Genomic DNA, 12,656 nt, shown 5'->3' with positions numbered 1-12,656 from the left:
AAGGGCCACGCTAGGCGTGGCCGCCGACATCCGCTCGCTGTCGCGAGCTAGGCGCTCTTGCGCTTCTGCCGCAGCACGAGAGTCGGGGCCGCGCCCTCCTGGACGGCGGCCTTGGTGACGATGACCTTGTCGACGTCTTCGGCGGACGGGATCTCGAACATGATCGGCCCGAGCACGTCTTCGAGGATCGCGCGCAGCCCGCGGGCGCCGGTCTTGCGGCCCACGGCGAGGTCGGCCACGGCCTCGAGGGCGTCGTGCTCGAACTCGAGTTCGACCCCGTCGAGCTCGAACATGCGCTGGTACTGCTTGACGAGCGCGTTCTTCGGCTCAGTGAGGATCTCCATCAGCGCGACCTGATCGAGGGGCGAGACGGATGCCACGACCGGGAGCCGACCGATGAACTCGGGGATGAGGCCGAACTTGTGCAGGTCTTCCGGGAGCACCTCGCTGAAGAGGTCGAGGTCGCGCTCCTTGTCGTGCAGCTGGGCGCCGAAGCCGATGCCGTGCTTGCCGACCCGGCTCGAGACGATGTCTTCGAGCCCGGCGAACGCTCCGGCGACGATGAACAGGACGTTCGTCGTGTCGATCTGGATGAACTCCTGGTGCGGGTGCTTGCGTCCGCCCTGCGGGGGCACCGATGCGACGGTGCCCTCGAGGATCTTCAGGAGCGCCTGCTGGACGCCCTCCCCCGATACATCGCGGGTGATCGACGGGTTCTCGGCCTTGCGGGCGATCTTGTCGACCTCATCGATGTAGATGATGCCGGTCTCGGCGCGCTTCGTGTCGAAGTCGGCCGCCTGGATGAGCTTGAGGAGGATGTTCTCGACGTCCTCGCCGACATACCCGGCCTCGGTGAGGGCCGTCGCGTCCGCCACCGCGAAGGGGACGTTCAGTCGCTTGGCGAGCGTCTGGGCGAGATACGTCTTGCCGCAGCCGGTGGGGCCGATGAGCAGGATGTTGCTCTTGGCGATCTCGATGTCGTCGGCGCGCTGCTCGGCGGTCTGCAGGGTGCCGTGGGCGCGGATGCGCTTGTAGTGGTTGTACACCGCGACCGAGAGCGCGCGCTTGGCCGGCACCTGGCCGACGACGTACTCCTCGAGGAACGCGAAGATCTCGCGGGGCTTGGGGAGGTCGAAGTCGGAGACGACGCCCGCGCCCTGCTCAGCGGCACGCTCTTCGATGATCTCGTTGCAGAGCTCGACGCACTCGTCGCAGATGTACACGCCGGGACCGGCGATCAGCTGCTGCACCTGCTTCTGGCTCTTTCCGCAGAATGAGCACTTGAACAGGTCGGCGCTCTCACCGATACGTGCCATCGGGCTCCTCCTCGTTGCCGCGGGGCTGCCGCTTCCCACCGTCCTCAGAGCCTAACCGCTGACGCGGACGTCGGGCGGGATTGCGACGCGAAGTGTGGAAGGGCGCCGTACGCTCTGGGCGCAAACGCCCCCCGGACGCACCGGCGCCCCGCCCCCGATGATTCGGGAGCGGGGCGCTGAAGGATGAAGCTACTTCGTCAGGGCGGCCTGACCGTGAAGGCGCTTGCGGGTCGTGAGGACCTGGTCGACGAGGCCGTACACGACAGCCTCTTCCGAGGAGATGATCTTGTCGCGATCGATGTCCCTGTTGACCTCTGCCTGCGTCTTGTTCGAGTGCTTCGCCAGGGTCTCTTCGAGCCAGGTGCGCATCCGCAGGATCTCTGCGGCCTGGATCTCGATGTCCGACGCCTGCCCGTGGCCCGCCTCGCCCATTGCGGGCTGGTGGATGAGGATGCGCGCGTTAGGCAGGGCGAGACGCTTGCCAGGTGCGCCGGCTGCCAGCAGCACGGCCGCAGCCGACGCAGCCTGACCGAGCACGACGGTCTGGATCTGCGGCGACACGTACTGCATGGTGTCGTAGATCGCCGTCATCGCGGTGAACGAGCCACCGGGCGAGTTGATGTACATGATGATGTCGCGGTCGGGGTCCTGGCTCTCCAGGACCAGCAGCTGCGCCATGACGTCGTCAGCCGAGGCGTCGTCCACCTGCACGCCGAGGAAGATGACGCGATCCTCGAAGAGCTTGTTGTACGGGTCCTGGCGCTTGTAGCCGTAGGCCGTGCGCTCTTCGAACTGCGGCAGGATGTACCGGCTGTTCGGAACGTTCAGGCCCTGCGGAATGCCGAAGGTCGGGGTGTGCATTCGGGTTTCTCTCTCTTTCGCCGCAGGTCTCGTCAGTTGGCCGTGCCGCCGCCGCCGACGACATCCGTCAGGTGGGCGCGGATGTGGTCGACGAAGCCGTATTCGAGCGCTTCCTTGGCACCGAACCAGCGGTCGCGGTCGCCGTCGGCGTTGATCTGCTCGACGGACTTGCCGGTCTGCTCTGCGGTGATCTCGGCGAGGCGCTTCTTCATGTCGAGGATCAGCTGAGCCTGCGTCTGAATGTCGCTCGCCGTGCCGCCGAACCCGCCGTGCGGCTGGTGCAGCAGCACTCGCGCGTTCGGAGTGATGTAGCGCTTGCCCTTCGTGCCGCTCGTGAGCAGCAGCTGGCCCATCGACGCGGCCATGCCGATGCCGACGGTCACGATGTCGTTCGGGACGAACTGCATCGTGTCGTAGATCGCCATGCCGGCTGTGATCGAGCCGCCAGGCGAGTTGATGTAGAGGTAGATGTCCTTCTGCTGGTCTTCCGCTGCGAGCAGCAGGATCTTCGCGCAGATCTCATTGGCATTGTCGTCGCGCACCTCTGAGCCCAGCCAGATGATGCGGTCCCGCAGCAGCCTGTCGAAGACGCTCGTCGCGACAAGTGGTTCGGCCATTAGTACTCCTGATTCCTTGGACGTCTCCTCGAATCTACCGGGGCGCGTTCGACGACCCGGCCGTGTTCGCCCTGGGCAGAGAGCGGACGGTCAGTCCCGCTCGCTCACGAGGTCATCGGCATACGCGGCTACGGAGCGGGTGTAGCGAGGCAGATGCGGCGCGAGCGCCTTCAGCGCGACGGATGCCGCGGCCACGGCCTCCCCCGACGACACCAGCGCCAACGCGTAGAAGGCCGCGGCGGCGTCGTGCAGGGGTGCTTCGGGTCCGCGATCGAACTCTTCGCGCAGCATCCCGAGCGCCTCGTCGGTCCGGCCGAGGTTGCGCAGCGTGCTGGCGAGCTGGATCACTGCACGAGCGCGACTGTACTCGTCCAGGCCGGCAGCGAGCGCCTGGCGGTAGAGCGGTTCCGCTTCGGTTTCGATGCCCGCCGAGTCGCGGGCGCCGGCACGCTCGAAGAGACCCCGCGCATCGCCTTCGTCGAGCGTGGCGGCGAGCGCGTCGATCCGCGCGATCCGATCGGCGTCACTCAGCTCGTGATCTGCCCAGACAGCCGCCACCTGGGCGTCCCACTCATCGGCCATGGTTCCTCCTCGATGAAGAAAGGGGACGGATGCGCGCGGCATCCGTCCCCTCGTCGACCCAGCGGGCGACTACTTCTTGTCGGCAGCGGCCTTCTTGGCGGCCGGCTTGCGGGCCGGAGCCTTCTTGGCCGGCTTCTCCTCGACCACAGCGGCCTCTTCGGCTTCGATGATCTCATCGGCCTCGGCCGCGGCATCCGCGATCTCCTCGGCCTCTTCGACGACCTCTTCAGCGTCGTCTTCGTCATCCACGGCGATGAAGTCGCTCAGGTCGACCGTCTTGCCGTTCGTGTCGACGACCGACACCTTGCCGAGGGCGACGGCGAGCGCCTTGTTGCGAGCGACCTCGCCCACCATGGCGGGCAGCTGGTTGTTCTCCTGCAGCGCCGTCACGAAGTCCTGCGGGGGCATGCCGTACTGGGCGGCCGACTGCACGAGGTACTGGGTGAGCTCGTCCTGCGAGACCGAGACGTCGAGCTTCTCGGCGATCGCGTCCAGCAGCATCTGCGTGCGGAACTGCTTCTCGCTGGCCTCGGTCACTTCGGCACGGTGCACGTCGTCTTCGAGACGGCCTTCGCCCTCGAGGTGGTTGTGCACCTCGTCCTCGACGAGTCCGGCCGGCACGGGGATCTCGACCTGCTCGAGCAGCTGCTCGATGAGCTTGTCGCGGGCTGCCGCGCTCTGCGCGAAGACGGACTGCTGTCCGACGCGCTCGGCGAGGCTCTCGCGCAGCTCGGCGATGGTGTCGAACTCGCTGGCGATCTGCGCGAAGTCGTCGTCGGCGTCGGGAAGCTCGCGCTCCTTGACGGCCGTGACGGTGACCGAGACCTCGGCGTCCTCACCGGCGTGGTCGCCGCCGACGAGCTTCGAGCGGAAGGTGGTGTCCTCACCGGCGGTGAGCGAGTCGATGGCCTCGTCGATGCCTTCGAGCAGCTCGCCCGAGCCGACCTCGTACGAGACGCCCTCGGCGCGGTCGATCTCTTCGTCGCCGATGGTGGCGACGAGGTCGAGCTCGACGAAGTCGCCGGTCGCGGCCGGACGGTCGACCGTTACGAGCGTGCCGAAGCGGCTGCGCAGGCGGTCGAGCTCAGCGTCGATCGCGGCGTCGTCGGCCTCGACGGCGTCGACGGTCACGGTCTGACCCTCGAGCTCGGGAAGCGCGAACTCGGGCCGCACGTCGACCTCGACCTCGACCTCGAGGTCTCCGCTGAAGTCCTTGTCGCTGGGCCAGACGGTGACCTCGGCCTTCGGGCGTCCGAGCACCCGCACCTCGTTCGATGCGACGGCGTCGCGGTAGAAGGTGTCGAGACCCTCGCTGACGGCGTGCTCGAGAACTGCGAGGCGACCGACGCGCTGGTCGATGATCGGCGCCGGCACCTTGCCCTTGCGGAAGCCGGGGATCTGCACGTCCTGAGCGATGTGCTCATACGCGTGCGCGATGCTCGGCTTGAGCTCGTCGGGGGTGACCGTGATGTGGAGCTTCACCCGGGTCGGGCTGAGCGTCTCGACGGTGCTGTTGACCATGACTGTTCGTTCTCCTCGTCTCGGCCGCACGCGAAACGGTGCAGCTGAAGGTCTGGGTCTGTGGGGCCGTGATGTCGGGGCGACAGGATTTGAACCTGCGACCTCCCGCTCCCAAAGCGGGCGCTCTACCAAGCTGAGCTACGCCCCGGGCGGGCTGCATACGCGCGCGCATGCCGAACGGCCCTGAGAAGTCTAGCCGACTCGGGTGTGACCCAACTGTGTGTGGCACGGATTGGCGCCGGCGGGCAGGAGTGCGGGGGCCGGTCCGGTAGACTGTCGGATGTCGCGGCCTGCTGCGGACAACTCAATAACCCGATCCCGACGGAACGCCGTCGGATTCGGGGCTGTAGCTTAGTGGTAAAGCCTTAGTCTTCCAAACTAATGATGCGGGTTCGATTCCCGTCAGCCCCTCGCATGTACCCATGAAACCCCTGGCCACCCAGGGGTTTTCGTGTTTCCGCGGTCAACAGAAGGAGCAGCACCATGCGCGCACTCATCCACACCACCTTCGGAGACCCGACCGAGGTCCTGGAGGTCGCCGAGCGCCCGCTCCCCGAGCCCGGCCCCGGACAGGTTCGTGTCCGCACTCTTCTCTCCCCCATCCACAACCACGACCTCTGGACGATCCGGGGCACGTACGGATTCAAGCCCGAGCTGCCCGCCGCGTCGGGCACCGAAGCGGTCGGCGTGGTCGACGCACTCGGCGAGGGTGTCGAGGGATTGCAGGTCGGGCAGCGCGTCACCGGCGGCTCCTTCGGAGTCTGGGCCGAGTATTTCGTCGCCAAGGCGGCCGGTCTCCTGCCGGTTCCCGACGCGATCACCGACGAGACCGCCGCGCAGCTGATCTCCATGCCGTTCAGCGCGCTCGCCCTGCTCGACTCGCTCGACGTGCAGTCCGGTGACTGGATCGTGCAGAACACCGCCAACGGCGCCGTCGGCAAGCTGGTCGCGCAGTTCGCCCCGGCCCGCGGCATCCATGTGCTCGGCCTCGTGCGCCGCGATGCCGGCGTCGACGAACTCGCCGCCCTCGGCATCCACAACATCGTCTCCACCGAGAGCGCCGACTGGCGCGAACGCGCCGCCGAGATCCTCGACGGCGCCGAGCCTCGCGCGGCCGTCGACTCGGTAGGCGGGAAGGCTGCCGGCGAACTGCTGTCGCTGCTCGGCGAAGGCGGCACGCTCGTGTCGTTCGGCGCGATGGGATCCGGCCTGCTTCAGATCTCGTCCGGCGACCTCATCTTCAAGCAGGCGACGGTGAAGGGCTTCTGGGGCAGCACGGTGTCGAGGACGATGGATGCCGCGAAACGAGCCGCCCTGATCGGCGAGCTGTTCCAGCGCATCGGTTCGGGCGAGGTCCGGCTGCCCGTTGAGGCGGTGTACCCCTTCGAGGAGGCTCAGGCTGCCGCGGCGGCGAGCGCCGTGCCCGGTCGCGCGGGGAAGATCCTGCTGCGCTTCTGAGGTCGCGGGGTCCTGACGTTCCGCGGGGTCTTGACGCGCGCGGACCCTGAGAGGAAACTGCGCAGCGAGGGGTGCTCCGGTGGGAGCATGCGACTTCGGGGGAAGCCGCTCAGGCGATGGCGCCAGTGCGTTGCGCGCCAGGCCGATGCCTCGGTATCAGTCGACGCAAAGGCGGCACTCCTCATGCGCAATTCGATTCGGCCATCCAGTCAGCGCACGCGACTGCTCAGCGCAGGAACGACGATTGTCGCGGCGCTCGCACTGGTGGGCCTGTCGGTCTCGCCGGCCGCCGCAGCAGGACACGGACCCACGATCACGACGAACAGCGGTGATTACTCGTTCGAATCGTGGTACTGCGGTTATCCGATGCAGGTGGTGGGCCACTTCACGAGCAAGGTGCGGGAGCGGCAGCGTCCATATGACGGGGATCCGCTGCGCATCGAGACCTTCGCGTTCAGTGAGACCTGGACGAACTCCGCCGAGGCTTCCTTCGGCCTGTCCGGCAATGGCGTCTCGAAGGAGTGGAAAGTCAAGTCGCTCGGCGGAACCCTCTACGAGGTCACCGCGCAGAGGTCGGGGCAACCGCAGATCGTCACCGCAAACGGCGCCGTGATCGCCCGCGACAGCGGTCTGGTCAGTTTCAGCTTCACGCACGACGCCGCGACCGGTGCCGAGGAATTCCTGGGGGCGAAGGTGAACGGTCCCCACCCCGGATTCGACACCGACCTGTGCAAGATCGTGGCGCCCTACGTCGGGAACACCTCGGCCGAGCACCAGATCGCCCGTCCGCTCGGCAGCACCGGCGCGGGGATGGGCTACTACGAGTACCTCCCGCCGTCGTACGACGCAGGCGGGAGCCCGCTCCTCGTGGTGGCGAATGGGTACGGCGAGAACGGCGATGGTTCGGCCGAGGCTCTCAGCAACCTGCTGTTCACCGGCATCCCCCGATTCATCGACGTCGGCGGCTGGCCGCTCGATCGCCCGTTCGTCGTGCTCTCGACCCAGCACGTTCAGCAGGAGCCCTTCATCGACGGCACCGCGTGTGACGCGGAGCAGTGGCCGGGCTCGTGCAATCTGATCCTCCAGCACACGCTCGGGCACCCGGCGGGATCGGGATGCACGACGCCTGACGAGCTCCACGACTTCATCGGCTACGCCGTCGCGCACTACAACGTCGATCCGACCCGCGTCTATGTCACCGGGCTGTCGTGCGGCGCGTTCGGGGTATGGGAGTACCTGGCGAAGTACGGCGACGAGCAGGTGGCAGCTGCGGTCCCGTACGCCGGAGAGGGACGCCCCGCGTGGGCGACGAGTGGCTGCGCGCTCGACGCAGTGCCGGTGTGGGCCCTTGCCGGTGAACTCGATGACGTCGTGAACCCCCTCGGGAGCATCGAGCCGATCAACGCGCTGAGCGCCTGTCCCGGGGTGACCACCGACCGAGCGAAGCTCACGATCTATGAGGGTCTCTACCACGAAGGGTGGGATGAGGCCTATAGCGGGGCCTTCGGCGACGACATCTACTCCTGGATGCTGAGCTTCTCGAACTGAGACGAGCGCGTCACCCGCCGAGAATCTCCGCGAAGGATTCCGGAAGCACCACGTTGTCCGGCGCGCCGTGGAAGAAGCCCGCCACCTGATCGGGGGTGTACCCCGCGATGCCGCAGCCGACCTCGGTGACGAGGAACCGGAGTTCGGGATGCTGCCGGGAGAACTCGAGGAACCGGGCCGCCTGCTCTTCGAACACGGCAAGCCCCGACATCGTGTCGATCCCGTACGACTGTCCCTGCAGACCTTCGGACTGCCCCCACACCGCCCCGAAGCGGTCGTATGCGAAGCGCGCCGCTCCCCCGCCATGCGCACCGGACCCGTTCGAGCCGAACACGAAGATCTCGCCCGGAGCGAGCGCGTCGATCCGCATGTCAGTCGACCTCCGCGGCGAGTGGAGTCGCCGCCGCGTGCGTACGCGAGTGGCCGAGGTAGATCTCGGCGTTGCGGATCAGACCGGCCTGCTCGTCGGCAGTCAGCTCGCGCCGGACCTTGGCCGGCACGCCCGCGACGAGCGAGCCGGACGGGATGACGGTCCCCTCGAGCACGACGGCGCCGCCGGCGACGAGGCATCCGTCCCCGATCACCGCTCCGGAGAGGATGACGCTGCCCATGCCGATCAGCGATCCGTCGCCGATCGTGCAGCCGTGGACGACGGCGTTGTGGCCGACCGAGACATCGGCGCCGATGACGACCGGATGGCCGGTATCCACGTGCACCGACACGTTGTCCTGGAGGTTGCTGCGTTCACCCACGGTGATCGCATCGCTGTCGGCGCGCAGCACCGCGTTGTACCAGACGCTCGCACCGGCGGCCAGGCGCACCGAACCGACCAGGCGAGCCCCGCTCGCCACGAACGCGGTCGCGTCGAGTTCGGGGGTGCGCCCCGGCAGGGACAGAACGGAGGCATCGTGGGCGACGGTCATGCTCCGACCCTACGATGACGCACGAAGTGAGCCCAGCCTTCGCTTGCTTGCGGAATGGAGCGCGCTGAGTAGCGTTGCATCCATCGGACGGAATCCGTCGACACGGAGGCAATGACATGACCAAGACCCAGACCACCCCCGCGACCTCAACCGACCCCGAAGCGGCGGCAGGCACTGCACAGTTCCTCACCCCCGTCACGCTCGGGCTGCAGGCCCTCGCCGTGAACGGCAAGCAGGCGCACTGGAACGTGCGCGGCGCGAACTTCATCGCGATCCACGAGCTGCTCGACTCGATCGTCGCGCACGCGCAGGCCGGCGCAGACGAAGCTGCCGAGCGGATCGTCGCGCTCGGGCTCCCCGTCGACGCGCGGCTGAACACGGTCGCCGACAAGACGACCAACACGCAGGTGCCCGCCGGCTTCGCCCAGTGGGAAGACGTCGTGCGCGCCGTCATCGCCGACATGGACGTCGTGATCGCCGACGTGCAGGCGGCCATCGACGGCCTCGACGAGGTGGACCTGTCGAGCCAGGACGTCGCGATCGGCATCAAAGAGGTGCTCGAGAAGGACCGCTGGTTCCTCTTCGCGCACGTCGCGGCCTAGGCCCGATCGGATCTCGGACCGACAGAGCCCCCGGCGCGTAGCGTCGGGGGCTCTTCCGTATCGGGGTCAGCCGAGGTGGGTGAGGCGGCCTTCGAGCAGCGTCGCCCGCACCGGCATCGAACGAAGTTCGGGCTCGGTCGCGGCAGCCGGGTCGCGGTCGCAGAGCGCCAGGTCGGCACGTGCCCCGGGCTCGAGCCGGCTGGGCGCCGCTGAACCGCCGCGGGTCGATGCGCCGAGGGCGGCGCGGAAGTCCAGCGCCTCGTCCGCGTGCCACGGCTCGCGCCCGTCCCGCGTGCGGAACACCGCCCCCGCGAGGGCCGCCCACGGGTCCAGGGGCGAGACCGGGGCGTCCGACCCCAGCAGCAGGTTCGCTCCGCTGCGGGCCAGCGCACCCAGGGGGTAGGCGAGCGCGGTCTGCTCGGCCCAGATCGTGTCGGTCAGGTCTCGGTCATCGAGCGCGTGCTCGGGCTGCACGCTCGCCGCGACACCGAGCCGGCCGAAGCGCGGGATATCGGCGTGCGCGACGAGCTGCGCGTGCTCGATCGTGCCCGTCGCGCCGGTCACCGTGAAGGCATCCAGCGCGTACGAGTTCGCCACATCCCCGATCGCATGGATCGCGCACGACAGGCCCGCACCGGTGGCGGCCGTCATCAGCTCGACGAGCGTCGCCGGGTCGACGGTGAGCAGACCGTGGTTGAGGGGGTCGCCGGGGTACGCGTGCGAGCAGGCGGCCGTGCGGGTGCCGAGGGATCCGTCGGTGATGACCTTGAGCGAACCGACACGGGCGAGATCGGATGCCGCGCCTGCAACTCCGTCGCCAGTGCGCAGCCCCTCGGCGATCGCACGGTCGAGATGCTCGGGGTAGATCCCGAACTCGACGCGGAGCGTGTCGAAGCCCTCGTCCGTCCGCCGGGCCCAGGCGCCGTGGTTCCACGCCATGTCGAAGTCAACGAGCCCCACGACGCCGCGCGCTGCGGCATCCGTCGCCATCGCTGCGACGAGTCGGTCACCGGTGTGCGGGTCGACCTGGTTGAGCCGGCGCGAGATCTCGAAGGCGGGTGCTTCGCGGAGGATGCCGGACTCATCCGGCTCGAACCCCTCGCGCCGCAGCGCCGCGCTGTTCAGCCAGACGCTGTGCACATCGGCGTTGATGAGGTAGGTCGGGGTGTCGCCAGTGGCGGCGTCGAGCAACGCGAGCGTCGGCTCGTCTCCCCAGAAGGCGTCGCGGAACCCGGTGCCGACTCGACGGTCGTCGAGGATCGGCGCCGCACCCATGAGGGATGCCGCGTGCGCGGCGGAGGTGGCGTGCCCGAGCGGGGCGCGCTGGGCGACGAGCGCCCACTGCATGACGTGCACGTGGTGATCCCAGAGGCCGGGGATCAGCCAGGCCCCGTCGGCGTCGAGTACGACGCCCCGCGGTGCCAGCGCGCCGGCGGGAGCGATGTCGGCGATCCGGCCATTGTCGAGGAACACATCGAAGGGTCCATCGTCGGGCAGCATCTCGTCGCCTGGTCCGACCAGCCGGGCCGACGTGATCGTGCCGACGGAGTCACCCACGGCGGTCACAGCGCGCGGCCCATCGCCGTGTGGGCGCGGCGCATCTCGGCGGCGAGCGCGGGGTTCGCGAAGGGGCCGTCGCCGCTCAGCTCGGTGATGATCGTGTCGACGACCTCGACCGGGCGATTCTGGCTCAGCTTGCGCTTGGCGACCACCTTGGTCGGAGTGAGCCGGAATCCGACCGTCCCCCGCTCGAGCCGCTCGATGTAGGCGGGGTCGTTGGGCGGCTCCCACATCAGGCGGGGGTCAGCGCGGCGCGATTCGAACCGGGCCACGAGGCGCTCCAGCACGCGCAGGTTCTCGTCGGGCGCGAGCACCTCCGGGATGCCGGAGAGGTGCGCCGAGACGAAGTTCCAGGTCGGGACGTTCGATCCCCCGCCGTACCAGCCGGGCGAGATGTACCCGTGCGGGCCCTGCACGACGACGAGCAGCTCGCGCTCCCCCAGTCCGTGGATCATGTCGTCGGGCTTGCCGACGTGGCCGACGACGGTGAGGTCGTCGCGCTCCTCGTCGAGCAGCACCGCATAGTGCGAGGCGACGAGCCCGTCGTCGGTGTGGCTGACCAGGGTCATCCACGGGTTGAGGTCGATGAGGCGGCGAAGCTCCGCGACATCCGTCATCGCGAAGCTCGGATTCTGGCGCATGCGTCCAGCCTACGAGTCGGCTACGCCTGGCAGCTCGGGCACCAGTAGAGCTTGCGGGCGCCGAGCTCCTCGAGCACGATCGCGGTGCCGCACACGCGGCACGGAAGCCCAGCGCGGCGGTACACCCAGTGGCGGTCGTCGCGACTGGCCATCGCGGCGCGCCACTGGTCGGCGGACAGATCGGCCATCGTCATCATCTGGCCGGTCTCGACGCCGATCGCCAGCAGCTGCACCCAATCGCGCCAGAGCGCGCGCACGAGCTCGGTCGGCACCTCCCGACCAGGAGTGTGCGGGTTCAGGCGCGCCCGGAACAGCAGTTCGGCGCGGTAGACGTTGCCGATCCCGCTCACGACCGCCTGGTCCATGAGCAGCAGCGCGATCGGCGTGGGCTTGCGTCCGACGACGGCGACGAACCGCGCTTCGCCCTCGTCCGGGTCGTCGACGAGCGGGTCGGGGCCGAGCTTCGCGATCGTCGCGGCGACTTCATCGGGGCTCTGCAGCTGGCAGGCCGTGGGTCCACGCAGGTCCGCGCAGGTGATGTCGGTGAGCAGCCGCAGGCGCACCTGCCCGACGATCGGCGGCGGCCACTCCTCGTCCGCCTCCGGCAGCCCGGTGGTCTGCTCCGACATCCGCACGTGCACGCGTGCCCGGCGCGGTGCGCCGATCGAGGTCAGCGAGTTCTCGCCCGCGGAATCCAGCACCGCGTCGTCGATGAGGATCGTCCCGCGCTGGTTGGTCTGCCCCATCCGTCCGTTGGCCGACGCGATCGTGGGATCGACGACGATCTCGCCGGCGAAGTCCCACGCCCCGTACATGCCGAGGTGCACGCGCAGCCACAGGTCGTCCTCGAACTCGAGGAACATCTGCTTGCCCACCGCGCGCACGCTCTCCGCGACTCGTCCTTGGAGAAGCGCGGCACCCTCGGCGAAGCGGCCCTGCGGGCTGGACGCGCTCACGACGCGCCCAGTGAAGTTGCGGTCGAACTGCCGGGCGATGCGATGGACGGAATGGCCCTCGGGCATCGAGG

The 12,656-nt window shown here is 68.6% G+C and carries 13 protein-coding genes and 2 tRNA genes; 4 read left to right on the top strand and 11 right to left on the bottom strand.

What is annotated here, in order from left to right:
- Positions 1 to 47: 47 nt before the first annotated feature.
- The 6 genes from clpX to ACXJ3V_RS01430 all read right to left on the bottom strand — a co-directional run bounded on the left by clpX (position 48) and on the right by ACXJ3V_RS01430 (position 5,045).
- A complete protein-coding gene (clpX, locus tag ACXJ3V_RS01455) occupies positions 48 to 1,316 on the bottom strand; it encodes an ATP-dependent Clp protease ATP-binding subunit ClpX (RefSeq protein ID WP_457098477.1) in 1,269 nt (422 codons plus the stop codon).
- Between the two features lie 189 nt (positions 1,317 to 1,505).
- On the bottom strand, positions 1,506 to 2,177 hold the full coding sequence (locus ACXJ3V_RS01450) for an ATP-dependent Clp protease proteolytic subunit (protein ID WP_457098476.1): 672 nt from the start codon (positions 2,175 to 2,177) through the stop codon (positions 1,506 to 1,508).
- Positions 2,178 to 2,209: 32 nt separating this feature from the next.
- Positions 2,210 to 2,794 (bottom strand): ATP-dependent Clp protease proteolytic subunit, encoded by a 585-nt coding sequence (locus tag ACXJ3V_RS01445; RefSeq protein ID WP_457098475.1) that lies wholly within the window; start codon positions 2,792 to 2,794, stop codon positions 2,210 to 2,212.
- A gap of 90 nt (positions 2,795 to 2,884) precedes the next feature.
- Positions 2,885 to 3,376, bottom strand: coding sequence for a tetratricopeptide repeat protein (locus ACXJ3V_RS01440; RefSeq protein WP_457098474.1), 492 nt, complete (start codon positions 3,374 to 3,376; stop codon positions 2,885 to 2,887).
- Between the two features lie 69 nt (positions 3,377 to 3,445).
- Positions 3,446 to 4,897, bottom strand: coding sequence for a trigger factor (tig, locus tag ACXJ3V_RS01435; RefSeq protein ID WP_457098473.1), 1,452 nt, complete (start codon positions 4,895 to 4,897; stop codon positions 3,446 to 3,448).
- 74 nt (positions 4,898 to 4,971) lie between these two features.
- Positions 4,972 to 5,045 (bottom strand) — tRNA-Pro (locus tag ACXJ3V_RS01430).
- A gap of 192 nt (positions 5,046 to 5,237) precedes the next feature.
- On the opposite strand from ACXJ3V_RS01430, the gene ACXJ3V_RS01425 reads away from it, so the two are divergent.
- The 3 genes from ACXJ3V_RS01425 (at position 5,238) to ACXJ3V_RS01415 (ending at position 7,903) form a co-directional block, all read left to right on the top strand.
- Positions 5,238 to 5,308, top strand: a tRNA-Gly gene (locus ACXJ3V_RS01425).
- Between the two features lie 72 nt (positions 5,309 to 5,380).
- Complete coding sequence (locus ACXJ3V_RS01420; RefSeq protein WP_457098472.1) at positions 5,381 to 6,355, top strand: zinc-binding dehydrogenase; 975 nt, start codon at positions 5,381 to 5,383, stop codon at positions 6,353 to 6,355.
- A gap of 183 nt (positions 6,356 to 6,538) precedes the next feature.
- Complete coding sequence (locus ACXJ3V_RS01415; RefSeq protein ID WP_457098471.1) at positions 6,539 to 7,903, top strand: carboxylesterase family protein; 1,365 nt, start codon at positions 6,539 to 6,541, stop codon at positions 7,901 to 7,903.
- Between the two features lie 10 nt (positions 7,904 to 7,913).
- On the opposite strand, the gene ACXJ3V_RS01410 is transcribed toward ACXJ3V_RS01415, so the two are convergent.
- Positions 7,914 to 8,273, bottom strand: a complete 360-nt coding sequence (locus ACXJ3V_RS01410) for an A1S_2505 family phage non-structural protein (protein WP_457098470.1) — start codon at positions 8,271 to 8,273, stop codon at positions 7,914 to 7,916.
- Position 8,274: 1 nt separating this feature from the next.
- Entirely contained in the window at positions 8,275 to 8,826 is a 552-nt protein-coding gene (locus ACXJ3V_RS01405; RefSeq protein WP_457098469.1) for a gamma carbonic anhydrase family protein, read from the bottom strand.
- Positions 8,827 to 8,942: 116 nt separating this feature from the next.
- Between ACXJ3V_RS01405 and ACXJ3V_RS01400 the strand changes: the two genes are divergently transcribed.
- Entirely contained in the window at positions 8,943 to 9,428 is a 486-nt protein-coding gene (locus ACXJ3V_RS01400) for a Dps family protein (RefSeq protein WP_457098468.1), read from the top strand.
- A gap of 66 nt (positions 9,429 to 9,494) precedes the next feature.
- Here ACXJ3V_RS01400 and ACXJ3V_RS01395 read toward each other — a convergent pair whose 3' ends face one another.
- From ACXJ3V_RS01395 to ACXJ3V_RS01385, 3 genes are all read right to left on the bottom strand, one after another.
- Positions 9,495 to 10,928: an amidohydrolase gene (locus tag ACXJ3V_RS01395; protein WP_457098847.1), complete on the bottom strand. Its 1,434-nt coding sequence runs from the start codon at positions 10,926 to 10,928 to the stop codon at positions 9,495 to 9,497.
- Between the two features lie 62 nt (positions 10,929 to 10,990).
- Complete coding sequence (locus ACXJ3V_RS01390; protein WP_457098467.1) at positions 10,991 to 11,629, bottom strand: FMN-binding negative transcriptional regulator; 639 nt, start codon at positions 11,627 to 11,629, stop codon at positions 10,991 to 10,993.
- A gap of 20 nt (positions 11,630 to 11,649) precedes the next feature.
- Complete coding sequence (locus tag ACXJ3V_RS01385; RefSeq protein ID WP_457098466.1) at positions 11,650 to 12,651, bottom strand: Fpg/Nei family DNA glycosylase; 1,002 nt, start codon at positions 12,649 to 12,651, stop codon at positions 11,650 to 11,652.
- Between the last annotated feature and the right edge of the window lie 5 nt (positions 12,652 to 12,656).

The sequence above is a fragment of the Microbacterium sp. P5_E9 genome, assembly GCF_054049175.1.
Note: the sequence above shows the minus strand (reverse complement) of the source record. Positions and strands in the feature narration are given on the sequence as shown.